This window comes from Nonomuraea polychroma (assembly GCF_004011505.1).
GTDB classification, from domain to species: Bacteria; Actinomycetota; Actinomycetes; order Streptosporangiales; family Streptosporangiaceae; genus Nonomuraea; species Nonomuraea polychroma.
This window is the reverse complement of record NZ_SAUN01000001.1, coordinates 8783813-8810243: the sequence shown is the minus strand read 5'-3', so window position 1 is coordinate 8810243 and position 26431 is coordinate 8783813. Positions and strand designations below refer to the sequence as shown.

The 26431-nt window shown below is 65.8% G+C and carries 33 protein-coding genes and 4 tRNA genes; 24 read left to right on the top strand and 13 right to left on the bottom strand.

The window, feature by feature from the left end; genetic code table 11:
- The first annotated feature begins 62 nt into the window (after positions 1–62).
- The 6 genes from EDD27_RS40480 to EDD27_RS54895 all read left to right on the top strand — a co-directional run bounded on the left by EDD27_RS40480 (position 63) and on the right by EDD27_RS54895 (position 3854).
- Positions 63–650, top strand: a complete 588-nt coding sequence (locus EDD27_RS40480; RefSeq protein WP_164904002.1) for a tyrosine-type recombinase/integrase — start codon at positions 63–65, stop codon at positions 648–650.
- On the top strand, positions 647–1054 hold the full coding sequence (locus EDD27_RS40475) for a site-specific integrase (RefSeq protein ID WP_127937076.1): 408 nt from the start codon (positions 647–649) through the stop codon (positions 1052–1054). The genes EDD27_RS40480 and EDD27_RS40475 overlap by 4 nt, the downstream gene beginning before the upstream one ends.
- Positions 1055–1240: 186 nt before the next feature.
- Positions 1241–1555: an SUKH-4 family immunity protein gene (locus EDD27_RS40470; RefSeq protein WP_164904001.1), complete on the top strand. Its 315-nt coding sequence runs from the start codon at positions 1241–1243 to the stop codon at positions 1553–1555.
- Between the two features lie 242 nt (positions 1556–1797).
- Positions 1798–2442 carry a hypothetical protein gene (locus tag EDD27_RS40465; protein ID WP_127937074.1) on the top strand — a complete coding sequence of 215 codons (645 nt, stop codon included), beginning with the start codon at positions 1798–1800 and terminating at the stop codon, positions 2440–2442.
- Positions 2443–2599: 157 nt separating this feature from the next.
- Entirely contained in the window at positions 2600–3172 is a 573-nt protein-coding gene (locus tag EDD27_RS58440) for a replication initiator (RefSeq protein ID WP_338324686.1), read from the top strand.
- Positions 3105–3854: a tyrosine-type recombinase/integrase gene (locus EDD27_RS54895; RefSeq protein ID WP_164903999.1), complete on the top strand. Its 750-nt coding sequence runs from the start codon at positions 3105–3107 to the stop codon at positions 3852–3854. The genes EDD27_RS58440 and EDD27_RS54895 overlap by 68 nt, the downstream gene beginning before the upstream one ends.
- A gap of 210 nt (positions 3855–4064) precedes the next feature.
- On the opposite strand, the gene EDD27_RS40450 is transcribed toward EDD27_RS54895, so the two are convergent.
- The 4 genes from EDD27_RS40450 to EDD27_RS40430 all read right to left on the bottom strand — a co-directional run bounded on the left by EDD27_RS40450 (position 4065) and on the right by EDD27_RS40430 (position 7944).
- Entirely contained in the window at positions 4065–4700 is a 636-nt protein-coding gene (locus EDD27_RS40450; RefSeq protein WP_127937073.1) for a hypothetical protein, read from the bottom strand.
- An 875-nt stretch (positions 4701–5575) separates the two neighbouring features.
- A complete protein-coding gene (locus EDD27_RS59015) occupies positions 5576–6031 on the bottom strand; it encodes a DMT family transporter (protein ID WP_421917355.1) in 456 nt (151 codons plus the stop codon).
- A 966-nt stretch (positions 6032–6997) separates the two neighbouring features.
- Positions 6998–7321 carry a divalent-cation tolerance protein CutA gene (cutA, locus tag EDD27_RS40435; protein WP_127937071.1) on the bottom strand — a complete coding sequence of 108 codons (324 nt, stop codon included), beginning with the start codon at positions 7319–7321 and terminating at the stop codon, positions 6998–7000.
- Entirely contained in the window at positions 7318–7944 is a 627-nt protein-coding gene (locus EDD27_RS40430; protein ID WP_127937070.1) for a helix-turn-helix transcriptional regulator, read from the bottom strand. The genes cutA and EDD27_RS40430 overlap by 4 nt, the downstream gene beginning before the upstream one ends.
- A gap of 215 nt (positions 7945–8159) precedes the next feature.
- Between EDD27_RS40430 and EDD27_RS40425 the strand changes: the two genes are divergently transcribed.
- The 9 genes from EDD27_RS40425 (at position 8160) to EDD27_RS40385 (ending at position 14576) form a co-directional block, all read left to right on the top strand.
- Positions 8160–8579, top strand: a complete 420-nt coding sequence (locus EDD27_RS40425; protein WP_127937069.1) for a transcriptional regulator — start codon at positions 8160–8162, stop codon at positions 8577–8579.
- The gene (locus EDD27_RS40420) at positions 8579–8854 is read left to right on the top strand and encodes a thioredoxin domain-containing protein (RefSeq protein WP_127937068.1); all 276 of its coding nucleotides are present in this window, start codon (positions 8579–8581) and stop codon (positions 8852–8854) included. Before EDD27_RS40425 ends, EDD27_RS40420 begins: the two co-directional genes overlap by 1 nt.
- Positions 8851–9114, top strand: coding sequence for a hypothetical protein (locus EDD27_RS40415; protein WP_127937067.1), 264 nt, complete (start codon positions 8851–8853; stop codon positions 9112–9114). The genes EDD27_RS40420 and EDD27_RS40415 overlap by 4 nt, the downstream gene beginning before the upstream one ends.
- Before the next feature lie 91 nt (positions 9115–9205).
- A complete protein-coding gene (locus EDD27_RS40410; protein WP_127937066.1) occupies positions 9206–10669 on the top strand; it encodes an FtsK/SpoIIIE domain-containing protein in 1464 nt (487 codons plus the stop codon).
- Positions 10670–10671: 2 nt separating this feature from the next.
- On the top strand, positions 10672–10869 hold the full coding sequence (locus tag EDD27_RS40405) for a hypothetical protein (RefSeq protein ID WP_127937065.1): 198 nt from the start codon (positions 10672–10674) through the stop codon (positions 10867–10869).
- A complete protein-coding gene (locus EDD27_RS40400; protein WP_127937064.1) occupies positions 10866–11597 on the top strand; it encodes a DNA cytosine methyltransferase in 732 nt (243 codons plus the stop codon). The genes EDD27_RS40405 and EDD27_RS40400 overlap by 4 nt, the downstream gene beginning before the upstream one ends.
- Complete coding sequence (locus EDD27_RS40395) at positions 11594–13210, top strand: replication initiator (RefSeq protein WP_127937063.1); 1617 nt, start codon at positions 11594–11596, stop codon at positions 13208–13210. The genes EDD27_RS40400 and EDD27_RS40395 overlap by 4 nt, the downstream gene beginning before the upstream one ends.
- A complete protein-coding gene (locus EDD27_RS40390; protein ID WP_127937062.1) occupies positions 13207–13395 on the top strand; it encodes a helix-turn-helix domain-containing protein in 189 nt (62 codons plus the stop codon). Before EDD27_RS40395 ends, EDD27_RS40390 begins: the two co-directional genes overlap by 4 nt.
- Positions 13396–13580: 185 nt before the next feature.
- Positions 13581–14576, top strand: coding sequence for a tyrosine-type recombinase/integrase (locus tag EDD27_RS40385; protein WP_206641868.1), 996 nt, complete (start codon positions 13581–13583; stop codon positions 14574–14576).
- Between the two features lie 107 nt (positions 14577–14683).
- Here the strand turns inward: EDD27_RS40385 and EDD27_RS40380 are convergent.
- Both EDD27_RS40380 and EDD27_RS40375 read right to left on the bottom strand, forming a co-directional pair.
- Positions 14684–14759: transfer RNA gene (locus tag EDD27_RS40380), tRNA-Lys, on the bottom strand.
- A 163-nt stretch (positions 14760–14922) separates the two neighbouring features.
- Positions 14923–16077 (bottom strand): acyl-CoA dehydrogenase family protein, encoded by a 1155-nt coding sequence (locus EDD27_RS40375; RefSeq protein ID WP_127937060.1) that lies wholly within the window; start codon positions 16075–16077, stop codon positions 14923–14925.
- Positions 16078–16170: 93 nt separating this feature from the next.
- Here EDD27_RS40375 and EDD27_RS40370 point away from each other — a divergent pair, with 93 nt between their 5' ends.
- The gene (locus tag EDD27_RS40370; RefSeq protein ID WP_127937059.1) at positions 16171–16467 is read left to right on the top strand and encodes a PspC domain-containing protein; all 297 of its coding nucleotides are present in this window, start codon (positions 16171–16173) and stop codon (positions 16465–16467) included.
- Here the strand turns inward: EDD27_RS40370 and EDD27_RS40365 are convergent.
- Entirely contained in the window at positions 16462–17754 is a 1293-nt protein-coding gene (locus EDD27_RS40365) for an MFS transporter (RefSeq protein ID WP_338324685.1), read from the bottom strand. The genes EDD27_RS40370 and EDD27_RS40365 overlap by 6 nt on opposite strands.
- 109 nt (positions 17755–17863) lie before the next feature.
- Positions 17864–18214, bottom strand: coding sequence for a metallopeptidase family protein (locus EDD27_RS40360; protein ID WP_421916547.1), 351 nt, complete (start codon positions 18212–18214; stop codon positions 17864–17866).
- Between the two features lie 78 nt (positions 18215–18292).
- Here EDD27_RS40360 and EDD27_RS40355 point away from each other — a divergent pair, with 78 nt between their 5' ends.
- The 4 genes from EDD27_RS40355 (at position 18293) to EDD27_RS40340 (ending at position 20123) form a co-directional block, all read left to right on the top strand.
- Positions 18293–19807: a metallophosphoesterase family protein gene (locus tag EDD27_RS40355; RefSeq protein WP_127937056.1), complete on the top strand. Its 1515-nt coding sequence runs from the start codon at positions 18293–18295 to the stop codon at positions 19805–19807.
- Positions 19808–19880, top strand: a tRNA-Glu gene (locus EDD27_RS40350).
- Between the two features lie 89 nt (positions 19881–19969).
- Positions 19970–20044: transfer RNA gene (locus EDD27_RS40345), tRNA-Asp, on the top strand.
- A 5-nt stretch (positions 20045–20049) separates the two neighbouring features.
- A tRNA-Phe gene (locus EDD27_RS40340) sits at positions 20050–20123 on the top strand.
- Between the two features lie 160 nt (positions 20124–20283).
- Here EDD27_RS40340 and EDD27_RS40335 read toward each other — a convergent pair.
- Positions 20284–21198 carry a hypothetical protein gene (locus EDD27_RS40335; RefSeq protein WP_127937055.1) on the bottom strand — a complete coding sequence of 305 codons (915 nt, stop codon included), beginning with the start codon at positions 21196–21198 and terminating at the stop codon, positions 20284–20286.
- 259 nt (positions 21199–21457) lie between these two features.
- Between EDD27_RS40335 and EDD27_RS40330 the strand changes: the two genes are divergently transcribed.
- Positions 21458–21664 carry a hypothetical protein gene (locus tag EDD27_RS40330; protein ID WP_127937054.1) on the top strand — a complete coding sequence of 69 codons (207 nt, stop codon included), beginning with the start codon at positions 21458–21460 and terminating at the stop codon, positions 21662–21664.
- A gap of 243 nt (positions 21665–21907) precedes the next feature.
- Here the strand turns inward: EDD27_RS40330 and EDD27_RS40325 are convergent, their stop codons facing one another.
- Positions 21908–22219 carry a DUF6506 family protein gene (locus tag EDD27_RS40325; RefSeq protein WP_206641867.1) on the bottom strand — a complete coding sequence of 104 codons (312 nt, stop codon included), beginning with the start codon at positions 22217–22219 and terminating at the stop codon, positions 21908–21910.
- 35 nt (positions 22220–22254) lie between these two features.
- Positions 22255–23166, bottom strand: coding sequence for a LysR family transcriptional regulator (locus tag EDD27_RS40320; protein ID WP_127937052.1), 912 nt, complete (start codon positions 23164–23166; stop codon positions 22255–22257).
- Between the two features lie 20 nt (positions 23167–23186).
- On the opposite strand from EDD27_RS40320, the gene EDD27_RS40315 reads away from it, so the two are divergent.
- The gene (locus tag EDD27_RS40315) at positions 23187–23801 is read left to right on the top strand and encodes an aldo/keto reductase (RefSeq protein WP_127941292.1); all 615 of its coding nucleotides are present in this window, start codon (positions 23187–23189) and stop codon (positions 23799–23801) included.
- Here the strand turns inward: EDD27_RS40315 and EDD27_RS54890 are convergent.
- On the bottom strand, positions 23798–23950 hold the full coding sequence (locus tag EDD27_RS54890; RefSeq protein ID WP_164903997.1) for a hypothetical protein: 153 nt from the start codon (positions 23948–23950) through the stop codon (positions 23798–23800). The genes EDD27_RS40315 and EDD27_RS54890 overlap by 4 nt on opposite strands.
- Positions 23947–24858 carry a LysR family transcriptional regulator gene (locus EDD27_RS40310; protein ID WP_241564519.1) on the bottom strand — a complete coding sequence of 304 codons (912 nt, stop codon included), beginning with the start codon at positions 24856–24858 and terminating at the stop codon, positions 23947–23949. The genes EDD27_RS54890 and EDD27_RS40310 overlap by 4 nt, the downstream gene beginning before the upstream one ends.
- Before the next feature lie 94 nt (positions 24859–24952).
- Between EDD27_RS40310 and EDD27_RS40305 the strand changes: the two genes are divergently transcribed.
- Positions 24953–25573: an isochorismatase family protein gene (locus EDD27_RS40305; protein WP_127937051.1), complete on the top strand. Its 621-nt coding sequence runs from the start codon at positions 24953–24955 to the stop codon at positions 25571–25573.
- 177 nt (positions 25574–25750) lie between these two features.
- Entirely contained in the window at positions 25751–26107 is a 357-nt protein-coding gene (locus EDD27_RS59010; RefSeq protein ID WP_127941290.1) for an alpha/beta fold hydrolase, read from the top strand.
- Positions 26108–26431 lie beyond the last annotated feature (324 nt).

Here is a 26431-nt window from a genome sequence, read left to right as displayed (position 1 = left end):
GCTGCGTCCGGCTGGCGGATCCCACCCACGGCAGCTGGTATTTCGCCGTCCAGGTGACGGACGTGTCCGGACGGCGGCAACGACTGCGCCGTGGCGGTTTCCCCACGGCCGAGGCGGAGCAGCAGGCCGCCCGCGATCTCGCTCAGGCGCTGGAGGCGGCGCCCGTGACCGGGTACTGCACCGTCGCCCAGTGGCTGCGCTATTGGTTGTCGGTGGTTGAGCAGCGGATCCGGCCGACCACGTACAAGGCATACCGTGACCACGTCCGGCTGTTTCTTATCCCGTACCTCGGCCTGATCCCGCTTCGCAGGCTGTCGAGGCGGCACGTCGTGAGGATGTTCTCCGCTGTGGCCAGGCGCCGCACCCGCTACGGCAAGCCGATCAGCGCGGCCACCCTGGAAAGGATTCGCGCGACGCTGCGGGCCGCGTTGAACGAAGCCGTCCGGGAAGACGTAATCCGTGACAACCCGGCTCGGGGACTACGGCTACCGTCGCCACGCCATGTCCACCCAATGGTGTGGACCCCACGGCGGGTGGCCGCGTGGAGGCGCACCGGCGAGCGCCCCGCTGCGGCGGTGTGGACAGTCGAGCAATTGACCGAGTTCCTCGCCTTCGTTCGTGACGACCGGCTGTTGCGCTGTGGTGGTTGATCGCTCTGCACGGTCTGCGGCGCGCCGAGGTGGCCGGCCTGCGCTGGATCGATCTCGACACCGACCGGCGCGAACTCACCATTGCCTGCCAGCTCGTGCACACCGACCATGGCCTGTTCCCGTGCCCGCCGAAGAGCGCCTCCAGTCAGCGTGGTATCGCTCTGGACCTCGGCACCCTCCGGCTGCTGCACCGCCACGAACGAGCCCAGCGCGGTGAACTGGGCACCGATTGGTCGCCGTCAGCCCCGATGTTCACCCGCGAGAACGGCGAGGCGATCGATCCCGACTACCTCAGCTACCGGTTCCACAAACTGGTCCGGTGCTACCGCAGCTGTATCACGACAGCGCCCGGACCACCGCCCGGCTGGTCCTCAAGGCAGCTCGTAAGACCGCACGTAAGGTGAACAACGCTCGCCCTGGTACGTGACTCACATGTGTCCCACCGTGACTCACGATCAGACGACTCGACTACAGAATCGCGGGAAACCGCAGGTGGAGAGTGGTAGGGCGCCCGGGGCTCGAACCCGGAACCTACGGATTGAAAGGCGGTCGCCGGCGACGGCCGGATCCTGGGCCTGCGCAAGGCGCCTTTGACCGTCGAGGACCTGCACCCAGATCTACGTGACCACTACGCAGGCTTCTACGCCCCGTCGGTCATCTTCATCAACACTTCGCTGTCCTGCCTGGTGGAACTGGCATGGCGCTGGCGCGCTGCAGTCCAGCTGCTCCGGGAGCTCTACGAACAAGAACCAGCAGGCATCAGGCCCATCGAGGAGCACGAAGCCCACTACGAGCGCATCGAGGCTTGCGAACGGACCTTCATCAAGGCCGCGGCGACGATCGACCCGGCGATCAACCCCGACGATCCCAACGACACCTGGGTTGAGCTGATCACCGACCTCTGAGAGCTACCGAACGCACGTACATCAGGAGGAGCGAACAGGCACCTGCCGCGATAACCTCGTCCGTTGGCTTTCTCGTCGTTCGTTTTCGTTCCCCGCAGTTCAAGATCGTCCGTTTGGGTGGCTCCCAAGGTGGCTCCCCAAGCCCGCCAATTCCACCGCCGGCCACTGGGCTTGCAGTTCCGCCGGTATGGGCCGTAGCTTGCCCCAAGCCGTCGAAACGATCTGTTAGAGGGGCACCCACCATGGCGTTGGCATGGCATCCCATCGGCCTTGCTCTCGTGGACACTGTGATCAACCTGGCCAGAAGCCCATGGAACCGCGAGGCACTCGATCAAACTTGGCAACAGACCGGATGGCCACCCCCGGAAGGCGGCTCTCTCGCCAAGCAAATCCTCGACGATGAAGAGTGGCCCATGGTGCCTGCGGGAGAGTGGAACGTCGGAGTCATCATCAACGGCGAGAGCACTCGGGTAAGAGGATTCTCCGTGGGCTTCGCCCTCTTTTACGAGCCTGACGATATCTGGGATCCCGACCCAGACCCCGACCTGATCGACTTTCCCCAGCACATCCCCTCGGACATCTGGCGAATCGATCGCACAGCCGACCGGACCCGGTTCAGGGGCGTCTGGGAAGAGGGACACAGGACTGTAGCGCAACGCTTGGGCGCGCCGAATGTGATCGATGATGGCTGGAACGACGACTCGGAATGGCAACATGCGGTCTGGCGACTGGGCGCACGTCTTGTCATCGTGGCCCAAGGTGACGACATCACGACGTACAGCCTCTACGACGAGGCCTCGCTACAGGTGATCGACTATCCGGATGACAGGCCTATTCCGACAGGCTGGGATCTCCACGGCCTTCTCCTGGGCTCCAACCTGGAATGAGGCCAGCCCGTACGCTCGTGCAGGCCTGATCGTCCACCAGCGATCCGCCTGGGCTCGGGCCACACAGAGAGACACACGTTATCCGGTGGGTCGGGGCTGAGGAAGGAAGCCCCGGACCTTCGATCGCGCCCAAGCACGTACGGCGACCGGCCATGCAGTGGCGATCGTAGGGCTACATCTGTGCGGTGGCGTGGCAGGTCGCCAGCTCCACGGCGTGTGCATCCGGCCCGTCCCGCTCAAACGGCTCGACACCCACACCGGCCAGTGGGAGATCATCGATGTTCCCTGCGGCTCGCCGATGGACAGCAAGTGCCCGCCGTGCGCTAAGCGCAACAAGCAACTGCGCAAGGCCCAATGCCGCGAAGGCTGGCACCTCGACGAGGAACCAACGATCATCCCCGACGAGCCGAACGAGGAACAGCGCTGGCTGGTCGAGTTCCGCGCCGACGTCCAAGCCCACCGTGACGAAGCCCAAAAGGCCGGCGGCGACACGACTGACCTGGATGCGGTCATCGAGGGCCTGGACGAAGAGATCAACGCGGCAGGCATGCGCGGCAACGTCCTCGGCCGGGCCCGCCTCCAAGCGTTCGCGCTCGACCAGGCGGCGGCAGGACGTCGAGATCGAACCACTGGACGCGGGCGAGGCCCGAGACGTCCTGGACGTGGCCAACCACCAGAGAAACGGAACCCGTTGGTCCGTGGCACTCGCTCTCGGTCTTCGGCAATGTGAAGCGCTCGGCCTGCGCTGGAAGTACGTGGACCTCAAGCGAGGCGTCATCCGCGTCTTCTGGCAGATCAAGCACCAGCGCTACCGCCACGGTTGCAAGGACCCGCACGCCTGCGGCGAGCGACTCCACCGCTACCCGTGCCCGAAAGACTGCCCCAAGGCCAAGCGCACCTCCGGCCGCAAACACGTGTGCAACAAGAAAGGACAGAAGTTCTGTGCTCCCGACTGCACCAAGCACGCGCCTTCCTGCCCGGAACGAGTAGGCGGCTGGACCTTCGTAAAGCCCAAGGGCAAGAGCAAGCGAACGGTGATGATCCCGCCCCCACTGATCCCGCTCCTCAAGCTGCACCAGGAAGCCCAGCAGGCCGAACGGGAAGCCGCGGGGGAGCATTGGCAGGACTACGACCTCGTCTGGTGCCACCCGGACGGACGGCCCATCGACCCCGGTCAGGACTGGGACGAATGGAAGGAACTTCTCCGCCTGACCGAGGTGGACAAGGACGCCCGCGTCCACGACGCCCGCCACACCGCCGCGACGCTCCTCATCGAACAGGGCGTGGACATCAGCGTCGTTCAGGAAATCCTCGGCTACTCACAACTGACCACGACGAAGCGCTACACCCACATCACGGCGACACTCTCGACCGAAGCAGCAGCCCGCATGGGCCGCGCACTCTGGGGATAACTGCAACTGGAAATGCAACCGGGCGGACTTCTGATCATGGAGATCGGGGAGTCCGCCCAGGTCATTGAGGTAGGGCGCACGGGGCTCGAACCCGGAACCTACGGATTAAAAGCGGATCTGACTTTGACGTGTGTGTGCCGTTCGACCTGCATAAACGCTTGAGGCTGGGGTGTGCAAATGATTTCTGGTCCGCGAATGGTCCGGATCTTCCTAGCTGGATGAAACATAGCCCATCAGAAACAGGACGGTGAAGAGCGCGGTAGGGAGAAGACGCCAGATCCACGACACCTTGATTGAGGTGGTGAGGACGGCGCTCGGATAGGCAACGATTCCGCCGAAGACAATGAGGATCATGGACTCGAGCGAGAAGAGCCACTTGTCCTGTGCTGTGGCATATTCCCATATCGCCGTGAGGTACAGCGTTGCAACACCGGCAATGATCCATGCTGGTCGGATTCGCAACACGAGGAGCAGTGGCCATGCAAGGGCAACTGCGATCCAACGTCCGGGATCCCATGCCATTTCTAGGTAGATCAGGCAACCGGTGTACTCGCTGCAACGCTCAGGAAACAGTTCCGACCATATAAATGTCCAGATCAGGAGGATGGCAGGCAAGATGACGCCTACTAGGCCTGCGAGGATGAGGCTCCTGACTGGCTTCTCCCTTTGGGGGTTCGTATCCGGGTCTGTGGCGATCACTCGCTCATGATTCCACGCGCCTGGACTTTCGGCTATGGCGACGACGTAAGGGCCGATCCCGTGGAGGGCGTGCCGCTTTGACGAATCGTTGCGGTGGCGCTGGATCTGATGGGGAAGATCAGCCAGGGGGACAATAAACTTGATCATCGGTGAGGCCCGTGGGCCTCACCGCGCGAAGCGTGGCCGTGTCCCCCTGGGTGATCTTCGTGGGATCTGATCCGGCTCCGCAACGATTCGGTAAGGCTGTGCGCCCGGAGCGGGATGGCCCCCGCCGTACGGCGCCCGGCCCGTCCGGCGATACGGTGCGCGGCCCGTGCGGACCTCGACGCGGGTACGGCCCGGCGCAGTGCCGGCCCCGCCGTCGCCCTCAAGGCGTAAGAGCGGGGCCGGCGACCGCAGCCCACTCGCCGACGTTCCCCGCTCGCCCCGGTCTTCCGCGCGATGCGCGTGCGCTCCGATGTTCGGCCCGGTACGGCGTGGCTGCGCCTTCCACGTGTGGTGATCAGCTCTCCGGCGCGCGAGAGCGCGCCCTTGAAGCAGTAGAGAAAGTTCTCACCAGTAGACAAGTGTGGCTTCGATCTCGCTCTGGTCCTGGCGGGTCAAGAGGACATACATCATTCGTCCATCAATGGATTTCATGGCTCCGGCGAAGCATTCCCAGCCTTGGCAAGCCTGATCGCCGGGCGGAACCGCAGACCATCCTGCTGCATAAAAACCTTCGAGAGCTTCTTTCTATGTGGAGGAAAATACATCGAGACTTACTCCTCCACCTTCTGCGGAGTCACATGAATCGAAGTCGTGTATGTTACTGATGCTGTCCTTTGGAAAAAGGTCACGTGCAACTCTCAGTAGCGCTTCATTGTCCTTCTTTGCCTCAGCGATGCAGCGCTCCAGAGATTGTGTTCCCTGTTCTGTCATTCTGTCCAAGACTAAGTTGAAGAGTAGCCGACCTGCGCCAAGAGCGATTGTGAGCACGGCGAGGGCTAAGAGGGGGCGATACAATGCGCGTCTAGTTTTGTGGCTTATTTTGATAGCCAAGGACCATTTCCTCTTTCTGCTCTCATGGTTGCATTCTTTGGCGATGTCTTCCGCCATCGGGTCAGTCCAACGCCTAGCAGGACAATCAGCATGCCAACCAAGGCGGTTGGCTGAGGGGTCTCAGCCAGGACCGCCCATCCGAGAATCACCGCGATGGCTGGAAGCAGGTAGGTCACTACGGAAGCGACTACGGCACCATCATCTTGAATGATTCGGTAGTTCAGGACGTAGGCGAAGCCTGTGCCGAAGATCCCAAGAATGGTGATCGCTACCAGAGTATCCATTCTGATGCTGACGGGGGCGAGTCCGCCGAAGGGTGTTGTGGTCAGGAGTAGTCCCGAGGCTGCGGTGAGCTGGCAAGCTGACAGAACGATCGGCGGTAGACCCGGTTGGTGAGGTGACGGTCCGTCTGCTCGGCCGTCTGGACCGAGGCGCGGCAATACGCTCTTATGCCTGCGCAAGTGATCTCACCACTTGCGGGTAGGCCGTACGACCTTCGACATGGCGGCGTGACGTTGTGGCTCAACTCTGGTGTTCCGGCTCCTGAGGTGGCCAGACGAGCCGGTCATGGCGTAGAGATCCTGCTCCGTGTCTACGCCAGATGCATAGACGGGCAAGAGGTTGCGGCCAACGAACGGATCGAGAACACGCTCGCCAAGTGGAACCAAGATCAGTCCGTGAATAGTCCGGAGACAGCGGCGTCTGACGGTCCACAGTCGCGCTCAGCGGCACAAGATCGAACATCTACGGCAGAGGAAAGGCCCAGTTCAGAGGGCGATTCCGAGATCAAGAGTGGTAGGGCGCCCGGGGCTCGAACCCGGAACCTACGGATTAAAAGAAGAGGACGCGAACAAGCTAGACGGCTTGGACCTGGCGTTTGGTGGTCCGTAGTTGTCCGTCCGCATCCGCTGGCGATTGTCGCCTCGGCTGTCAGCTTGGCTGTCACGACATGGGGTGCGGACCTTCTACTTCCTCTCCTGCCTGATCTTCCCGTCTGCCTCGTCCACATGTAATGCAGCGGATCAAGGCCATGGGGTCAAGGCTGGAGCTCCCCACTGGAAGAACGACCTTGGCCCCATGGCCTTGATCTGCTGGGCTCTGCCTGGACGTGGCGGGCGGGAAGATCAGGCTCACCTCAGCCACTGATCCGGTTGGGTACCGTTCGCGATCATCCCGGAGCTGAGTCCCCGCCGGAGGCATGTCCTGACCTTCGCCGGCCCGTCCGGTTTGCTCGGGTTACTGCCTGCCATGTGATCAGCTTGGCCGACTATGCCCCCCCTCTGCCCGCGCGGCTCCCGCGCGAGAACGGCCCCCAGGCCGCACGCGCAGCGCGGGGAGGGCCGCGCGGGTGCGGCGGCGTAGCCGCCGCCTTGATTCACACAATGGCAATTCGGCAGGAGATCCGGTTACGGAGTTCGCGTCTCGTCTTCGATCCAGCGGAGGTAGTCCGGGTTGCCCTCGGCGATGGGTGTCGCGATGACGCACGGCACTTCGTAGGGGTGCTCGGCCTTGACGCGTTCGATGATGGCGGGGACAAGCGAAGCGCGCGTGTGGAGTGCTACGCGGGCTTCCGACGTTTCCTCGATCTTGCCTTTCCACCGGTAGATGGAGCGGATCTCGGGGATGTTGTGGCCGCATGCGCAAAGGCGGTCCTCCACAAGGCGGCGAGTGAGGTCGGCCAACCAGGTGGGGTCTGGCGCAGTGATGATGACTTCGCATGCCTCCGTCATGACGTAGCCGGTTCTAGGGCTTCGGCGGCGGCAGGGTCTTGCTTCAGCTCAGCGATCAAAGCGCGAGCGTCCGCCTCGGTCTTGCCCATCGCGCCCCATCCAGTCATAATCTCGCCGTCGTAGCTGAGGCCGACCCATCGTCCCTTCAGGCTCACGCCGTGAGGGTGGAGGACGAAGTACATCGTTCCCTTTGAGCGGACGGCTCCGTCGGCGGCGGCGTACCACCCCATGAGGATCTCGTTGTCCCAGAGGCGCAGTTCACCGCGCCACATGTAGCCGCCTTCTTCGACGTCGATCCCACGAGTGATGGTCTCGATCAGGATGAGCTCGCCCTGTTGGCGGAGTAGAACCTGTTGGGCGGTAATGACTTCCTCGCCCTGCATAGACGTTTGCCAGGAAGCCCACCATTCGCCGGACAGATCGATGCGGTGGGTTTCCTCCCCTGCGAGCTGGTCCAGCGTGATTCCGAGTGCGCGAGCGATGGCCTTGGCAACCGAGAGGGTGGGCTGAGTGTCGCCGGTCTCATAGCGGCGGATCTGACGCTTGTCTACGCCGACCCTGGCGGCAAGGTCGGCTTGAGACATGCCCTGTTCGCCCCGACGTTGGCGGATGATCTCGTGCATTTCCATTGCGGTAGCCCTAATTCCTTGATCCGTATGAGGACATCTTAGTCCCTACCTGCGGCAATGTCCGTCCCCAGAAGTGAGGACAAATTAGTCCTAGACAGAGGGTCTAAAGGTCCTCCATACTGGGGACACATAAGTCAGTAGAGAGGACCTGTAAGTCCTCTCAACGATAGCCGGTGATGACCGGTGAACCCAAACAGGAGGTGAGGGCAATGGCTCTCGGAAACGGCGTCCGGTTCCCGGTGCGCTTCGAGCACGTGTTCCCGGCCGGCTGCGTGCTGGTGCCGGGCTCGATCGCTCAGGGTGAGGACTACGACGACAAGACGGGCAAGCGGACCCCGTCCAAGGACAAGGTCACGCAACTGCGGGTGTGGCAGTGCCGGGTGATGGACATGGACCCGGAGCTTGGCTCCAGGTCGCGCGAGGTGTCGGTGAAGATCCTGGCTGAGGTGCAGCCGGTTCCGCCCACGGGCCAGATGTTCGAGCCGGTGGAGTTCGCCGAGATGACCGTGACCCCGTACGTCAACAACAACGGCCGGCTCGCCTACTCGCTGCGGGCCATGGGGATCGTTCGGCCCAACGGTGGCAGGCCGGCGAACGCTCAGGCTCCCGCGCCCAAGGACGGTGCGTGATGGCGACGCGTAAGGGCGGCTCCTGGCAGCGGACCGCGCTGCATGTGGACGGCAAGGGCAAGGCCACTTGCACCACGTACCCGGACCGCACTCCGGTGCTGGCGCTGGGTGCCGGTAACTCGATCGTGAGCGTGTGCCTGCACGCTGACCAGATCACCGCTGAGTCGGTCGACTTCGCTCGGGACCTGGCCAAGGCGGCTCAGGTGTTCGCGGTGGAGATCGAGCGGCGTTGGCGTGGCCTGCCGTCGATCAACGCTCAGGAGGGGCAGGCATGAGTGAGTCGATCGCGTCGGTGAGCTTCCATCTCGGCTCCGATGTGCGGATGAAGTGCATGGTCTACCCGCAGAGCGGTCCGATCCTGAGCTTGGACATCTGCGGCGCGAACGTGGCGATCAGCCCGGCCGGCCGTGAGCAGATCACCGATGACGTACTGGCCACCGTGAGGGAGTTCGCCTCGCAGGCTCAGCGCTTCCTCAGCGAATGCGAGCGCGTCCACTCTCTCCAGCTCGACCAGGCCAACGAGACGGCGGCCTGACATGCAGGCGGGGCCACCACGAAGCGGCAACTTCCGGTGGCCCCAGATCTCCCACTCTTCCCGATCAAGGAATCAAGGAGGTGTCCATCCTATGCTTCGCCGAACTCATGGTGAGGTAGCGGGGGACCTGGTCACGACCACGCCGGGCGCACCGCTGATGTTCCGCCCGACCGTCGTGCAGACCCCCGCGATCATCACGATCACGATCCTGATCTGGCGCTTCGCCTCGGGGCTGGTGCGCCTGGTCTACCGTCACCCGATCGCCGTAGCGATCAGCCTGGGCCTGGCCGCTCTGGCTGTGCTGCATGGCTGGAAGTGGGCGGCCGGTACGCTCAGCGCGGTCATCGCCGCTCTGGCCTGGTGGTGCGTGGCGCACCGCTCATCGTTCTCCCGCTGGGTCGGCTGGCGGCTGCTGGCCTGCTGGCGACTGGCCTCGGTCTACCGGCCGCACTGGTCGTTCGCGATGTCCGGCGCGGGCCTGTCCAAGCTCGCCAAGAGCCTGGAGTACCGTCCCCGCCTGGTGCGGGTGAAGTGCGGGCCGGTGGCCGACACGGTGACGGTCAAGATGCTCAAAGGGCAGTCCTTCGACGACTGGACCAGCAAAGCTGACAATCTGGCGCATGCCTTCGGCGCGCTGAGCTGCCGGACCTCGATCGTCCGGGCCGGTCTGCTGCGGCTGTCCTTCCCCCGTCGTGACCCGCTGCGCAAGCCGATCAAGGCACTGCCGATCCCGGACACAGTCAACCTGCTTGCGGTGCCGATCGGGCTGTGTGAGGACGGCTCGCCCTGGACGCTCAAGGTCCACGGAACGCACATCCTCGGGGCCGGCGCGACCGGTGCCGGCAAAGGCTCGATCATCTGGTCCACCCTGCGTGGCCTGCTCCCGGCGATCAGAGCGGGCCTGGTCCGCCCCTGGGGCCTGGACCCCAAGCTGATGGAGCTGTCCTACGGACGCGAACTGTTCTACCGGTACGCGGCCACCCCGGAGGACTGCGCCGATCTCCTCGATGAACTGGTCTCGCTCATGCAAGAGCGCGCCGGCCTGTTCGGCGGGCACCAGCGCTCCCACATCGCGTGCCTGGAGTACCCGTTTGAGCTGATCATCATCGATGAGATCGCGTTCCTGACCGCCTACCAGGCCGACAGAGATCTCAAGAAGCGGATCAATGCCGCCCTGGCCACCCTGACCACGCAAGGGCGCGCGGTCGGCTACGGCGTGATGGCGCTGCTCCAGGATCCCCGCAAGGAGGTCATGAACATCCGCAACCTGTTCCCAGACAAGATCGCCATGCGGTTGGACGAGTCGGAACAGGTGGACATGGTGCTCGGGGAGGGCGCTCGCGAGCGTGGCGCGCTGGCCGACTTCATCTCTCCCGTTCCGACGATCGGCGCGGGCGTGGCCTACGTCCGGCTGGAGACCTCCCCTGAGCCGGTGCGCGTGCGCGCGGCCTACGTCTCCGATGGCGATATCCGCGACATGGTCGCCTGGCTCAACGCCGACGACTACGGCGACACGCTTCCCCTGCCCGAGATCGAGACTGGAGAGGTGGCCTGATCATGACCGGGCTCGAACACCTTCCCGACCACAAGTGCCCCACCTGCCGGACCAAGGGCAGCTCCACTCTCGACCAGGCCACCCAACAGGTCACCTGCGGCGAGTGCGGACAGTCCTCCCTCGTCCTGGTCGCCGCCGACCCTGAGCCGGCCAACCCCGCTCGCCGTGCCCGCTCGCCTCGCCGAAGGAGGGCGACATGACGCGGCCGGCTCTACTCGATCTGTACTGCTGCGCCGGCGGCGCGACCCGGGGCTACCAAGAGGCAGGCTTCGAGGTGACCGGGGTGGACATCGCCCCGCAACCCGACTACGTGGGCGACGCCTTCCACCAGGCCGACGCCATCACCTTCGTCCTGGACAACCTGGAAGAGATCCGCTCCCGCTTCGACTTCGTCCACGCCTCCCCGCCGTGCCAGGGAGAGGGCGCTCCGGCCAAGGGCACCAACAAGACACGAGGCAAGACGCACCCCCACCTGATCGCGCCGACCCGCGCCGCGCTGGAACGGCTGGGCCTGCCCTACGTGATCGAGAACGTGGCCGGCGCGAACCTGCGCAAGGACCTGATGCTCTGCGGCGAGATGTTCGGCATCGGGGTCCTGATGCACCGCTACTTCGAGTTCGGCGGCATCGCCATCCCTCGCCCCGTACATCCTCGCCATCGGGGCCGCGTGCGCGGCTGGCGTCATGGCCGCTACTTCGACGGCCCCTACGTGGCCGCCTACGGCGAAGGTGGCGGAAAGGCCACCGTCTCGGAGATGCAGGACGCCAAGGCCATTGACTGGACCACCGATCACCTGGCGCTGCGCGAGGCCATCCCCCCGGCCTACACCCGACACATCGGTGACCACCTGATCACCGTCCTGACCGGCAACGGTCTGCCGGTCCAGCTCGAACTGCCAGATCTGACCACCATCGGGCCGGCGGCATGAACGCCTCCGACCGCTCGACTCCCCGCGCGGTGCGACTGGCTCAGCCGCTCGCGCGGGAGGTCGTTGACCAACTCGCGATCTCCTCCGGTGTCTGCGTCCGGCCGGTGCCGATGTACCGGCTCGACACCCTCACCGGACAGAGCCGGCGCTTCGACATCCCGTGTGGGGCCACCCTGGAGAGCAAGTGCCCGCCGTGCGCCAAGCGCAACGTCCAGCTCCGCAAGGCACAATGCCGGGAGGGCTGGCACCTGGAGACGGAACCGGAGATCACGCCGAACGAGCCGACCGACGAACAGCGCTATCTGATCGAGCTGCGCGCCCTGCTCCAGGCGCACCGCGACCAGGCAGAAGCCAACGGCGAAGATCTCGCCTCCTGGGATGAAGCGATCGACCAGGTTGAGGCGGAGATGCGCGCCTCCGGACTGCGCGGCAGCGTGCTCGGACGCTCCTCCACGGGCCGCAAGCGCTCCACCAGGCGACGTCAGGACGCTCCCGAGCTTCCCAAGCGCAAGAAGCTTCCCGGCACGCTCGGACGGTTCTACGAGTCGCCGGACGGCAAGCGGTTCCGGCCGTCGATGTTCATCACGCTCACCCTGCCGTCCTATGGCCGCATCCTGGATGGCGCACCCGTCGATCCCGACGGCTACGACTACCCGCGCGCTGCACGGGATGCGATCCACTTCGCCAAGCTCGTTGATCGCTTCGTCCAGAACCTACGGCGTGTCGCCGGCTGGGACGTGCAGTACTTCGCCACAGTGGAACCCCAGAAGCGGCTGGCCCCACACTTGCACCTCGCCATGCGAGGCACGCTCTCCCGTAAGGAGATCAAGCAAATAGCCGCTGCCACCTACCACCAGGTGTGGTGGCCGGCCACCGATCGCATCGTCTTCGACGGTGACCAGCTTCCCGTCTGGGATGACGCCTGCGGCTATCTTGATCCCCGCACGGGTGAGGTGCTCCCGACCTGGGACGAAGCGCTCGACTCGATCGGCGATGATGACGAGCCGATGCACGTGCTCTCCTTCGGGGACCAGGTGGATCCCAAGGGTGTGCTCGGTGGCACCGACCGTGCCGATCACCTGATCAGGCACTACCTGACCAAGTACCTGACGAAGTCGATCGCGGAGACCTGCGAGCCGAGCAACCAGCGACAAAAGGATCACGCGGACCGGATGCTCGAAGCGCTGCGTTACGAGCCGTGCTCGCCCACCTGCCCGAACTGGTTGCGCTATGGCGTCCAGCCGAAGAACGCCCGTCCGGGGCAGGCTCCAGGTCGCTGCCGGGGCAAGGCGCACAAGGCCGAACATCTCGGCTATCCCGGCCGGCGCGTCCTGGTCTCCCGCAAGTGGTCGAACAAGACCCTGACCGATCACCGTGCCGACCGTCGCGCATGGGTCCTGGAAGCGCTCGGGCTTTCGGCAACTGAGGATCAAGACCCAAACCGGTACACGTGGAAGCCGGTTCGACCCGGTGACCCCGATCTTCCGCCTCTCGGGCAACGGCTCCTAGCTGCGATCGCTGACCGTCAACGGTGGCGCGAACTCATGGCTGAACACCAGGCCAGACAAGAGGATCCGGAGTTTTCGGCAACTAAGGAAGGGAGGGCGGCATGAACAGCAAGGACAAGCTTCTCGTGACGGCGGCGGAAGCGTCCGAAATGCTCGGGCTCGGACGGACCAAGGTCTATGAGCTGATCGCGGCGGGGGAACTGCGCTCGGTGAAGATCGGTCGGTCCCGCCGTGTTCCTGTCCAAGCTCTGACCGCGTTCGTCTCGGCGATGGAGGAGGCTGCGGTATGAGTAAGACCCTTACCGGAAGTCAAGACGAGGAACCGCGCAAGAGGCGTCGGAGCAGGCGTCGTTCCCAGGGGGAGGGCTCCGTCCACCTTCGCAGCGATGGCCGTTGGGCCGGCGTAGTCGATCTCGGTTATATCGACGGGAAGCGGCGGCGGAAGACCGTCTACGGGAGGACCGAGCGGGAAGCCTTGGCCAAGCTCGCGGAAGTCCGAGACGCACAGCGCAAAGGGCTGAACCTCGCTGCTAAGCCGCGTACGGTCGCCGAATGGTTGGACGAGTGGATCGAGATGAAGCGTCGGCAGGGCACTCGTCCGCTCACCCTCCGGGGCTATCGGCAACTGATCGCCGATCACGTCAAGCCATCCCTTGGCCGCAAGAAGCTCGACAAGCTTTCGGCAACGGATGTGCGGCGGTTGGTCGAGACCAAGGCAGAGTCCGGGCTGTCGGCTGCGACCGTCAAGCAGATCCACGGGCTGATCCGCAATGCTCTGGCTGACGCTGAGCGGGAAGAGCTGGTACACCGCAACGTCGCGAAGCTCGTCAAGCCGCCGTCCATCCGCAGGGAAGAGGCTCGTGTCCTCACGATCGAAGAGGCCAAGAAGCTGATTGAGGTCATCCGGGATGATCGCCTCGAAGCGTTCTGGATCTGCGCTCTGACCCTTGGCCTTCGACGGGGCGAACTCCTCGGGTTGCGCTGGGGGAACATAGACTTCGGTAACGGGCTGCTTGCCGTACGCCAGAGCCTTCAGCGCGCGGACGGGTCCCTTCAGTTCGTCGATCCCAAGACTGACCGATCACGGCGCATTGTCCCCGCGCCAGACGAGACCTTGGCAGCGCTCCGGAAGCACAAGCGGGCTCAGGCTGCTGAGCAACTGGCGGCAGGGGAGAAGTGGAAGGATCACGGGCTCGTCTTCGCCTCGACCATCGGCACGCCGATCGAACCGGGGAACCTATCGGCTCGCTGGCGCTCGACTAGGGCAAGGGCGGGGCTCGGCTGGCTTCGGCTTCATGATCTCCGGCACGCTTGTGCGTCCTTCCTCCTGGCCTGCGGTGCTTCGCCTCGGACGGTCATGAAGACGCTCGGTCACAGTCAGATCGGGCTGACCATGAACACCTACACGCACGTGCTCCCGGACATCGAACGAGCTGCCGTCGATGCGGTCGCCAAGAAGCTGTTCGGATGATCGAAAAGCTGAAGGCCGGACTCCTCGTCGTTGAGGATGCCGGCCTTCTTGGCTGTCAAGTTGGCTGTCACCGCTACGAAAAGAAGATCCGGGATCGGTGTTTTGGCTGGTAGGGCGCCCGGGGCTCGAACCCGGAACCTACGGATTAAAAGTCCGCAGCTCTGCCAATTGAGCTAACGCCCCCATGTACAGCAAGGGTACAGAGATTACCGTCCAGTACGCGACGCGGTTCTCGCCCCTCACAGTAACGGATCGAGGCGCCCGCCGGTTTCCTGGTCGAGCCAGGACATGGCGCTCACGCCCAGGTCTATCCGGTACGCGGTGCCAGGGTGCAGGCAACGGCGGCTCAACGATAGGCGGCGATCCCGGTGAGCGCCTCACCGAGCACGAGCGTGTGGATCTCCTGGGTTCCCTCGTACGTCAGGACGCTCTCGAGGTTGTTCATATGCCTGATCACCGGATACTCCAGCGTGATCCCGTTCCCGCCCAGGATCGAACGTGCCTGCCGCGCAATGTCCAGCGCGGCCCGCACGTTGGCCAGCTTGCCGAAGCTGATCTGCCGCGGCTCCAGCCGTCCCGCGTCCTTAAGCTCCCCGAGATGCAGCGCGGTAAGGCCGGCCTGGGCCAGGCCCACGTACATCCAGGCCAGTTTCTCCTGCGTCAGCTGGAACGCCCCGATCGGCTTGTCGAACTGGACGCGGGTCTTCGCGTAGTCCACGGCCGCCTCGAGGCACGCGCGGGCGGCGCCCACGACGCCCCAGACGATCCCGAAGCGGGCCTCCGACAGGCACGACAGCGGGCCCTTCAAGCCGGAGACGCCCGGGAGCACAGCGGACTCGGGGAGGCGTACGTCGTCGAAATAGAGGGACGAGGTGATGGAGGCGCGCAGGGACATCTTCTTGTGGATCTCGGGGGCGGAGAAGCCAGGCGTGGAGGTGGGCACGACGAAGCCGCGGATGCCCTCGTCGGTCTGGGCCCAGACCACCGCCACGTCCGCGATCGAGCCGTTGGTGATCCACATCTTGGAGCCGTTCAGGATCCAGTCGGATCCGTCTTTCTTGGCGTACGTCCGCATGCCTCCCGGATCGGACCCATGGTCCGGCTCCGTCAGGCCGAAGCAGCCGATTGCCTCGCCGGCGGACATCCGGGGCAGCCACTCCTCCTTCTGCTCATCCGAGCCGTACCGCCAGATGGGGAACATGGCCAGCGAACCCTGGACTGACACGAACGAACGCAGCCCGGAATCGCCCGCCTCCAGCTCCCGGCAGGCCACGCCGTACGACACCGCGTCCGTCCCGGCGCAGCCGTACCCCTGCAGGTGCATGCCGAGCAGGCCGAGCGAGCCGAGCGCGGGGGCGAGGTCGCGCGCCGGGAAGGTGGCCTCCTCGAACCAGTCCCCGACGTGCGGGAGGATTCGGTCGGAGACGAAGGATCTGACCGTGTCGCGGATCAGCCGCTGGTCGGCGTTGAGCCGCTCGTCGAGGCGAAGCAGGTCGTCCATCGCGCATCCTCTCCTTACACGTAAGGGGTTACCAGGGTTCTACCAGGGGGAATCCCGATGTGCTAACACCGGGTACGCGGGCAGTCTTGAGACATGAGCGAATACCACCAGCACAACGTCAAGAAACTCCGCCGCACCCAGAAGGGCAGGATCGTCGCGGGCGTCTGCTCCGGCATCGGCGAGTACGTCGGGATCGACGCGAACATGATCCGCATCGCGCTGGCGATCGCCACGCTCTTCGGCGGCCTGGGCGTCGGCGTCTATGCGATCGGCTGGCTCCTCATGCCGGACGAGGACAGCGACACCTCCATCGTGCAGGACCTGATCAGCAAGTCGCAGAACCGCGGCACGAGCACCGACTGGAGCGGCGAGCACAAGCCCCAGTCATGATGAGGCCGCGGCCCGGGCAGGCACCCGGGCGGTCTTTTCACCCCGAGACTCGGTCCAGACCATGGCGAGCACGGCCGCGCAGGTGACCCCGATGATCCCTGACAGCGCGACCACCGGCTCAGGACCGAGTCTCTCCGCCGCGAACCCGCCCACCAAGATCCCGATCCCCTGTGCGGCCATCAGCCCCGACTGCACGATCCCGAACGCCTGGGCGCGACGTTCGGGCGGAACGGACTGGACGAAGGCGGCATTGGCCGCGAGCTGGTAAGCCCCGCCGATCCCCGACAGAACCCACGCCGCCAGCACGATCGCCAGCGGTGGCCGCATCGCGGTCACGATCAGGGGCGCGCAGCTCAGCATGGCCATCCAGCCCATGAGCCGCAGCCGCCGCGGCGGCGACACGAACCTGCTGAAAAGGAACGCCCCCACCACCGTCCCGGTCGGCATCGCCGCCATCAGCAGCCCGGTGATGACGGGCATCGGCAGTGTGCCCGCGTCGAACGTGGCCGCGTACGGCACGGCAATGCCTTCAGGGAGCACATAGAAGCCGCACAACCAGGCGAACAGGACGAGTGTCCGCAACTTCCTCGATCCGAAGACCAGCCTGCCCCCCGCCCTGGTCATGGTCCACATGGACGGCTTCGAGCCATCGCCACCACCGGCGGCGGGGCGGCGGCGGACGCCGGAGATCAGGATCAACGCGGAGGCGAGGAACGTCGCCGCGTCGAGGGCGAGCGCCCGGTACGGGCCGATCGTGGCGATCAGCGCCCCGCCCGCCGCGAAGCCGATCATCTGAACGGCCTGGTTCGTCATGTTCTGGAGGGCCGAGCCGATGACGTACCTGTCGCCTTCCAGGATCTCGGGCACCAGCGCCGCCCGCGCGGCCGAGAACGGCGCGCTGAGCAGCACCACGAGGAACACCAGCGAGCACAACGCCCAGAACGGCATGCCGGGCACCGCCATGACGGCCACCAGCCCGGCGCGGATGAGATCGCAGGTCAGCATGACAGCCCGGCGCGCGAACCGGTCGGCCAGTCCCGCCAGCAGCGGGCCGCCGAGGATCGACGGGAGGTATGTCAGCGCGTAGACACCCGCCGTGGCCAGCGGCGAGTGCGTGTGGTTGTAGACCAGCACGGCGAGAGCGACCTGCGCGAGCTGGTCGCCGAGGAGCGACAGGCCTTGGGCGTACCAGAGTGCCCGGAACTCCCTGATGGTGACGACTTCCCGATAAGTGGCTTGATGTACGTCCGCACGTCGATGCCGTCCCGGCGGCCGTCGCGCCCGCATGGCCCCCATTGGACTCCGATGTGCCTGACTCAGGGTGTTCGCTATGTCACCTAAGGTGCCCGATCACTTGGTCAGCCGCAACCCAAAGAAGCCAACCAAAGGCAAAGGGTTACCACCCCAGCTCGTGCAGCCGGGCGTCGTCGATGCCGAAGTGATGGGCGACCTCGTGGACGACCGTGATGCGCACCTCGTCGATCACGTCTTCCTCGGAATCACATATTTGGGATATGGGATTGCGGTAGATCTCGATGCGGTCGGGCAGGACTCCTGAGTACCAGTCGCCGCGTTCGGTGAGGGGGACACCGGTGTACAGGCCGAGCAGGTTGGGCTCCGGCGGATCATCGACCACGACGACGACGACATTGCTCATGGCTGCCGTGAGGTCGGCGGGAATCGTGTCCAATGCCTCGGCCACGAGTTCCTCGAACTTGTCCCGCGATACCTCGATCACACTTGCCATTCTGCCCCGACGGTCAGGTAAGCAAGAAACCGTATGAAGTTCCTCCACAGTTCAAAGGCAATCCTCCGATCGAAGCCGATGAAGGCGGCGGCCGTCCTGCTGGTGGCCGCTGCGGGCGCCTGGCTGGGGATCTTCTTCAGCGGCACCGTACGCGCCCAGGTCGGCCCCGTCGAGACCGGCATGTCCCTGCGGCCGGCCTGGAACGGCGAGACGGTCGTGGACGCCAGCCCGCTCGGCACGCTCACGTTCCGCACCCATGACGCTCCGCTCCGCCTCCGCATCACCCTGGAGAACATCGACCAGGAGCGCGCGAGGGCCTTCCTCGAGGACCCCCGCCTGGCCGACCGGCTGCCCCAGCTCCTCGAGAGCGATCTGCTGGACGGTGTGCGGGCCCTCGTCATCCGCTCACTCCTGTGCGCCGGCGCCGGGGCGCTGATCGCCGTCCTGGTGGTCTACAGGCGCCCGCGGGTGGCCCTGCTGGGCCTCGTGGCGGCCTCCGTGGCCCTTGCGGGGACGGGCGCGCTCGCCGCCCTCACCTTCCGCCCCGACTCGGTCATGGAGCCCCGCTACTCGGGCCTGGTCGCCGCCGCGCCGCCCTTGGTGGGCAGCGCGGAGTCGATCGTGACGCGCTTCGAGTCGTACCGGTCGCAGCTCACCAAACTTGTGACGAACGTCTCAAAGCTCTACGACACGGTCTCCACCCTCCCCCTGTACGACGCCGACCCCAAATCCATCCGGGTCCTGCACGTCTCCGACATCCACATCAACCCGATCGCCTGGAACGTCATCCGTTCGCTCAAGGACCAGTTCGCCGTGGATCTGATCGTCGACACGGGTGACATTTCCGACCATGGCACCAAGGCCGAGAACAAGTTCGTGGACGAGATCGGCCGCCTCGGGGTCCCGTACGTGTACGTCCGCGGCAACCACGACTCCATGTCCACCCAGAAAGCCATCGAGAAGCAGAAGAACGCCGTCGTCCTGGACGACGAAACGGAAACGGTGGCCGGCCTCCGCATCTACGGCCTGGGCGATCCCCGCTTCACCCCGGACCTGTCGGTGCGCGTCGACTCGAACCCGGCCACTCTGGCGGGATACGCCCGGGCTCACCTCGGCAAGGTCGGCAAGGCCGACGTGGTGGCCGTACACGACCCGGACGTCGGCAAGGGCTTCAGCGGCGCCGCCCCCATGATCCTCGCCGGCCACACCCACGAACGCAAAACCACCATGCTCCCGACCGGCACCCGCATGCTCATCCAGGGCTCCACCGGCGGCGCCGGCCTGCGCGCGCTCGAACATGCCCAGCCCACCCCCGTCCAGGCCTCGGTCCTGTACTTCGACAGGGAGACCCGCCGGCTGCAGGCCTGGGACGACATCACGCTGGGCGGGCTGGGGGAGCAGTCTGTGTACATCCAGCGTCACGTGGAGCCCGACCCACAACGTATGATTTCCCCAGAGCCAACGAACGCCCCGTCGCCAACGGGATCGGTCAGCGGCACTCCCTCGCCGAACGCCGGTCCGCCACTTTGGCATCAGGGGCAATCGTCCCCTATGCTTCAGAGGTCTCCGACGGAAGGCGACAGGGAATCCTGAGCCCCCATCGTCTAGCGGCCTAGGACACCGCCCTTTCAAGGCGGCGGCACGGGTTCGAATCCCGTTGGGGGCACTGCGAGCGCCTAGCGCACCGCGAAACGGCTGGTCGAAGACCACCGGAGAGCTGGTAAGCTAAGCGAGCGCAAACAGCAAGAAACGCAAGGTCCTGTAGAGCAGTTTGGAGTGCTCGCCACCCTGTCAAGGTGGAGGTCGCGGGTTCAAGTCCCGTCAGGACCGCTCTGGGTCAGGTAGCTCAGTTGGTACGAGCGTCCGCCTGAAAAGCGGAAGGTCGGCGGTTCGACCCCGCCCCTGACCACCTCTGCGCGTTGGTAACCCCTGGTCAGCGAAGGCCGGCACGTTGGCACGGGCGAGCGGGCCGATCAGGCCCACCTGGCGTGCGGCGGTCAGATCGTGACCGCCTTGGGCAGCACGGGCGCCGGGGCTAGCCTCCGCGCCGCTGAGCCCGCCGAAGACCGCTACCCGACCTCGCCGAGGTCGAAGGCGACGTCAGCGAGCCGAACCGTCCGCACCTCCGGATCGTCGAGGAGCTTGCGCAGGTCGGCGAGTTTCCAGCGGTCGACGACGAGCCCGTGCACGACGCCCTCCTCGGCCGCTCCCGCGAGCCACCCGTAATCCAACTCAAATGCGCCGAGGTCGTCCCCCTCGTCAAGCAGCCCGACCCACCTGCGGAACTCCGCCAGCGCCGCCACGGGCTCGGTCTCGCACTGGTAGGTGAGATCCGCCTGGATGTTGTCCTCGGTCATGCCGCGGTTCCAGACCACCGCGTTCAAGGAGGCCGGTTCACTGGAGTCGTCGTAGTAGGACGGGGAGTAGATGTAGGAGACGTCCGCCCCTCCGCAGGTCCTGTGCCTCCGGTTGAAGGCGACGAGCCGCTCGGTGGTCATCGAGTCCGCGAACTCCACGACCGCGACGGCGTCGAGCGTCTGGGGAAGCCCATCGATGGTCTTCCGGGCCTTTTCCGTCAGCACCTCGTCGACGCCGGGGTCCACGTCTACAAAACCGATCGCGTCGGCCAGGCTGCCGGACGGCCCGTCGAGGGAGGGGGCCCGGACGGTGCCGAACAGGTTCTCCACGATTTCGTACTCCGTCGCGCCCGCTCTGGGACCGGCCCGGCGCGGCTCCCCCCACAGCGTGTAGGTGGTTTCGAGCAGCCCCCCGCCATTGCCGTAACCATGCGACAGGCGCTTGTCCGGGTTCGCGACGCGGGCGGCCGTGGCGTACACCTGGGCCACTCGCTCGTCGTCGAAGTCGATGAACACCCACAGAACCCGGTCGACCGCGCTGAAGGCCAGCAACAGCGCCGCGGTGACGGCCATGACCTTGACCAGAGACCTCGCCACGTACGCCCAGTCGGGCTCCCTCGCGTTCATCACCGGGTGCTCCTGCGATCTAGATCAAATCGGGTACGGCGCACCATAGCCGCACGGAACCGGCGTGGACAGGGGAGATCCGGCGGGGACTCGGTATGACCGGGCGGGAGGAACTGCTACCAGGCAGGGCTGCATACCCGGCTAACGGATCCAAGTCCTGGCAGGCAAGGTCGGCAACCCCTCGACCGGGTACTGCCCGTGCACCACCTCATGGCCAGCGGCCGCCCAGGCTCTGGACCAGGCTCTGGACCAGATCCGCTTGGAGCGGCCGGTCGGCTTCACGCACCGGGTGGTCTTCCGGCGCTCCACCACCTGTCAGGAGCGCAACATCGTGCCAGAGGCCGATTTCGCCTGCGTCTTCTGCCGGGCGACCCTGCCAGCGATGTGGAGCGTGGACCCGTTCGATATCGGCAGCAGGTCCTCGCCGCTCCCTGATGACCGCGACGAGCACCACGATCTCGCATGAGTCGTCAAGATCAGTCACCCGGTCCGTCGAAGACGTCAAGGACGGCACGAGGGACCACTCCTCATCCCGCGGCGATGGGTCGGCTGACAAAGCCCTCGACGCTTTCCCGCAGCTAGAGGCACGGTTTCGAGTTGTCACGGTGTGGCCTGGCCGCGGCGTCACCTTTCCTTGAACGATCTCAAGGGAGTCGGGGTGGCCGAGGCCAAGCGACTCAGGCCGGGCGACTAGGACCAGGCCGGGCGACTACCGGCTGGTAAATATCGCGTGGAGCCCGTGGGTGGCCTCGGGGCCGTAACCGACCGCCCCCACCGGCACCGCGCCGCCGATCTTCTCGATCACTCGGGCCGTCCAGACCGGGCCGAAGGCCCCGCACAGCTCGATGAGCTGGACGCCGTCGGCGACGAGCCGGGCCGCGACCGCCGGCGACTGCTCAGGCCGGCCGACACCGACCAGGACGGTACGGCAGGTGCCGGTCTCGGTGATGGACACATCCCGCTCGGGGTCGCAGCCGTCGGCGGCGTAGATGAAAGCCCAGTGGGTGAGCGCCATGGTCATTACTCCAGTCCAGTAGCCGAGATAGATATCGGCAGCTAACCGGACCGACCTGGCGTACGGCTATGAGGCGGCGCCTCACCGGCGTGAGGCGCGGCCTCAGCGGCCAGGTAGGCGGCGAGCCCGGCAAGCCGCTCGGCGGCCCGGTGTGAGGGACTCCACACCAGGGCGTGCCGCAGCCGGGGGGCGTCGGGCACCGGCAACCAGGCCAGGTTGTCGCCAGCCAGATCCCAGCGGGGACGGATCGCCACCAAAGACTGGTGGTGCGTCAGCTCGGCGACGAACAACCCGCGCCGTGGGGGGCCTTGATGTACTCGGCGTGGCCGCCAGCCCGCCGCACGGAAGGCGTCGAGCATCGCATCGTGGTAGCAGGGCGCCAGTTCCCTGTCGAACCACAGCAGGTCCTGGCCGTCGAGGTCGTCCCAGCCGAGCTCGTCCCGGCCGGCCAGCGGATGCCGGGATGAGACCAGCACGCCCAGCGGTACATCACTGACCGTCCGTGCCTCCAGACGTCCGGTGTCGGCGGGCAGCACGATGAGACCCGCATCCAGCTTCCCGTTCTGCAGCAGCTCCAGTTGGCGGCTCACCGGCAGATCGCACAGGTTCGCCTGCCTCGCGCCCGCCCGCAAGGAGGCTACGACGCCGAAGGGCGCGCCAGGTGTCACGCCGACGCGCCAGGCCTGCTCGCCGCCGGAGGCAAGCTGAACAGCGCGGACTCCTGCGTGGGCGGCCTCGAGTGCGCGGTGTGCATGGGGAAGCAACACACGTCCCGCGGCCGTGGGCACCATGCCGCCCGGCGTCCGGTGGAACAGAATCGTCCCAAGCTCGCGTTCCAGCGTGATGATCTGCTGGCTGAGCGAGGTGGCCCTGATCCCCAGACGTTCAGCCGCGCGGGTCAGGTGCTGCTCTTGCGCCACGACGCTGAAATAGCGCAGTTGCCGCAGTTCCATGTGGGCACCCCTTTTCCAGGCTGCATCCAGCCGATTCTCGAGTCTGCTTACAAGGAACGTGGGGCGGCTTCCTCGCTGGTGCGATCACCGGCACCGCGACGCCGGCCGACGGCGACTTCCGGCGCGCCGACCCCCGCTTCCAGGAAGCCGATCTCGCCGCCAACCGGAAGCCGGCCGAGACCCTGGCCGATCTGGCCGCCGCCAAGGGCGTCACCCCTGCCCAGCTCGCGCTGGCGTGGGTGCTGGCTCAGGGCGACGACATCGTCACCAATCCGGGAACCACCCGCGCGGCCCGCGTCGAGGAGAACGTCGTGGCTGGACACCTGACGTTGACGGCGGGCGAGCTGGAGACGCTCAGCGCGCTCGGCGGTGCCGCAGGCGACCGCTATCCCGAGTTCCTCATGAACACGATCGACTCTTTGTCGGTAGCTCGACGGCAACCCGCGAAGCCGCTCGCGGTTCGCGAGCAGCTTCGCGCAGATCTTGCCGCAGGCACCGGGCGATCGCCTCCGGCTCTGTCCTGGGCGCAGCGAGGCCGGCAAGCGGGAGTCGGTGACCCGGACGTCGTCGTCGCCCTGCGCCGGCAGATGCTTGTCCTGCCGGCTCGCCTCGCGCTCGTGGGAGAACATCGCTAGGCGTTCCTGCACGTCGGTGGGATGGTGACGGTTGCCACGAGCTCCACGCGTGCCATGACCCAGTGGGTGTGCCGGTCGACCCACGTCTCGTCGAGATCCACCACGTCGGCCAGCGGCACCCCGCGTCGCGCGCCGCATCCAGGGCTCAAGCACGGGCGGCGACGCCGGCGAAGGCGCGAATCCTGGCGTTCTCCCTCGCTGTCTTCCAGACCAGTCCGTACGCGGCCTCCGGGGCGTCCGCGATGGGGATGTAGGCGATGTCCGGCCGGGCGTAGTAGCGGGTTGCCTGGCAGGTGAGCGGGACCATCGCCTTGCCCGCCGCCACCAGAGCGAGTGCCGCCTGAAATGTTGTCACCGACGGTCCGCGGCGGATGGGCTCTCCGGCGCTGGTCCGCGGGGGGATGTGCCGGTCGAGCCAGTACGCTGGGGCGCCGTCGACGGTGAGCACCGTATCCCTGGCCAGGTCGTCAAGGACAACCGTCTCGCGCCGCGCGAAGGGATGGCGGGAGGAGACGGCCAGCACGTAGCTCTCGCGCAGCAGCACGGGGCCGACGGTGAGGTCCGGCTCGTGCACCGGGAGGAGGGTCGCCAGCAGATCGACGCTGTCGCTGCGCAGCGGCGCCAGGTGGTCATCGATCTGTGTCTCCAGAGTGAGCTGGGCCTCACAGTCCGGATGGCGATCGTGGAACTCATCAATGATCTGGCTGAGCACGTGTGCGGTCGCCGGGCCGAAGAAGCCGAGGCGCAGCCCCCCGCGAATGCCACGCCCGGCGGCTGAGGCCTTGGCGATCTCGCGCTGGATCTGCCGGTAGGCCGGCTCGATCCCGTCGCGGAGCTGGCGCCCGATCGGAGTCAGACTGACCCGGCGGCTGGTGCGCTCGAACAGCGCGGTGCCGATGCGGCGCTCCAGCTTCCTGATGATCTGGCTGGTCCGGCCCTGCGACATGCCAAGACGCTCTGCCGTACGACGGAAATGCAGCTCTTCGGCGAGGGTCAGGAAGGTCTCGATCTCCTGCTCGTCCAACCGCCTGCGCCCCCATTGGTGAAGATTGCTCACCAATAGTGTGCCAGATCGCGATTGTTCCAGCAGGCCAGCGCATCGAGGCTGGATGCGTCACCGACCGTGACTATCAGAAGAGAGAGAGGCAGAAATGCAGGACCGATTCCACACCACCTTGACCGCTGGCAACGCCGCCCTGCTGCTGGTGGACCACCAGATCGGGCTGTTCACCGGGGTGCGCGACATTACCGTGAGCGAGCTGAGGCACAACGTCACAAGCCTGGCTAAGGCCGCAGTGCGCCTGAAGCTGCCGATCGTCGTCACCACCACGGCCGCTGACAGCATGTGGGGACCGCTCATCCCCGAATTGCAGGCCGTACTCCCGGAGGAGCTGAAGGTAATCGACCGGAGCTCGGTGAACGCCTGGCAGGACGACCGGGTACGCGACGCCGTCGAGGCGACCGGACGCAGCAAACTCATCATCGCTGGCATCTCGCTCGAGGTATGCGCCGCGTTTCCCGCGATCTCCGCGACCGCGGCAGGTTATGACGCTTACGTGGCCGTCGACGCCTGCGGCACCTTCTCCCGGACCAAGCGGGAGACCGGGCTCCTCCGGCTGCAGCAGGCAGGTGTGATCGTGAGCGACTACGCCACGCTCGCCGTAGAGATCCTCGCCGACAACGCGCACCCGATCGCCGGCGAGGTGTACAGCGACCTCGACATACCGTTCGCCACCCTCGTCGGACAGCTCGCCGCGGCCTACAGCCGCTGACGCCGGTGTGGCCTGCCCGCCTTGAGAGCAGAGTCGCAGTTCACGCGCGATCCTGAGCGGGGGGCAGGCCCACGTAACCAGAGGAAGGGCCGCGATATGGCGGCCATCGTCTTCATGCACGCGTTCGATCCAGCGGGCGCGGCTGGCAGCCGCAGATCCTCCAGTTAAGAGACGAACATCGGGTGCTGGCTCCTGCCTCCTGACCTACCGGGTCACGGTGCGACGCCGGGACCGTTCTCGCTGGAACGGGCCGTCGCATCGATACGTGCAACGATCCTTGGCGAGGCCGAGCCCGTCCATCTCGTGGCTGTCTCCGGTTCGGTCAGCGTGGCGCTGCTGGTAGCGCTGGCCGAGCCGGCGCACGTCGCCGGCTTGATCTTGTCCGGGGGTACGGCACGCGGCGGGCGCGGAGACGCTGTGACAGTAGTCGTGGCGGCCACATCTGAGGGCCTGAAGAATCCCTGCTGTGAGCCGGACCGACAAGACGATGCCGCTACAAATACAGAAGCAGGACGGTCGCCGCTACAGGCATGACGCGGGCGGGTCCTATAAGGGCATCGGCAAAGACACGAACATCGCCGAACGGAGATCTCGGCAACGCGTTCGCCTGATCCTGCTACGGGGCGAGGAATCGGAGCCTACGAAGCACCGCCACAGCGAGAAGTGGCTCTACCAGGGAACATGAAGAAGCGCTCCAGGAGCCCCCGGGAGCGCTTCGCCGTGTGACGTGATCATGTGAGCTCAGCGCTTCGCCTAGCTTGCCGAGGGCTCAGCGCTTCTCGTCGATGGAGGCGTAGCCGTAGATCGTCATCGTGACCTCGATGTCAGAGTGGCCGACGATTTCCGGACGACGTGCGG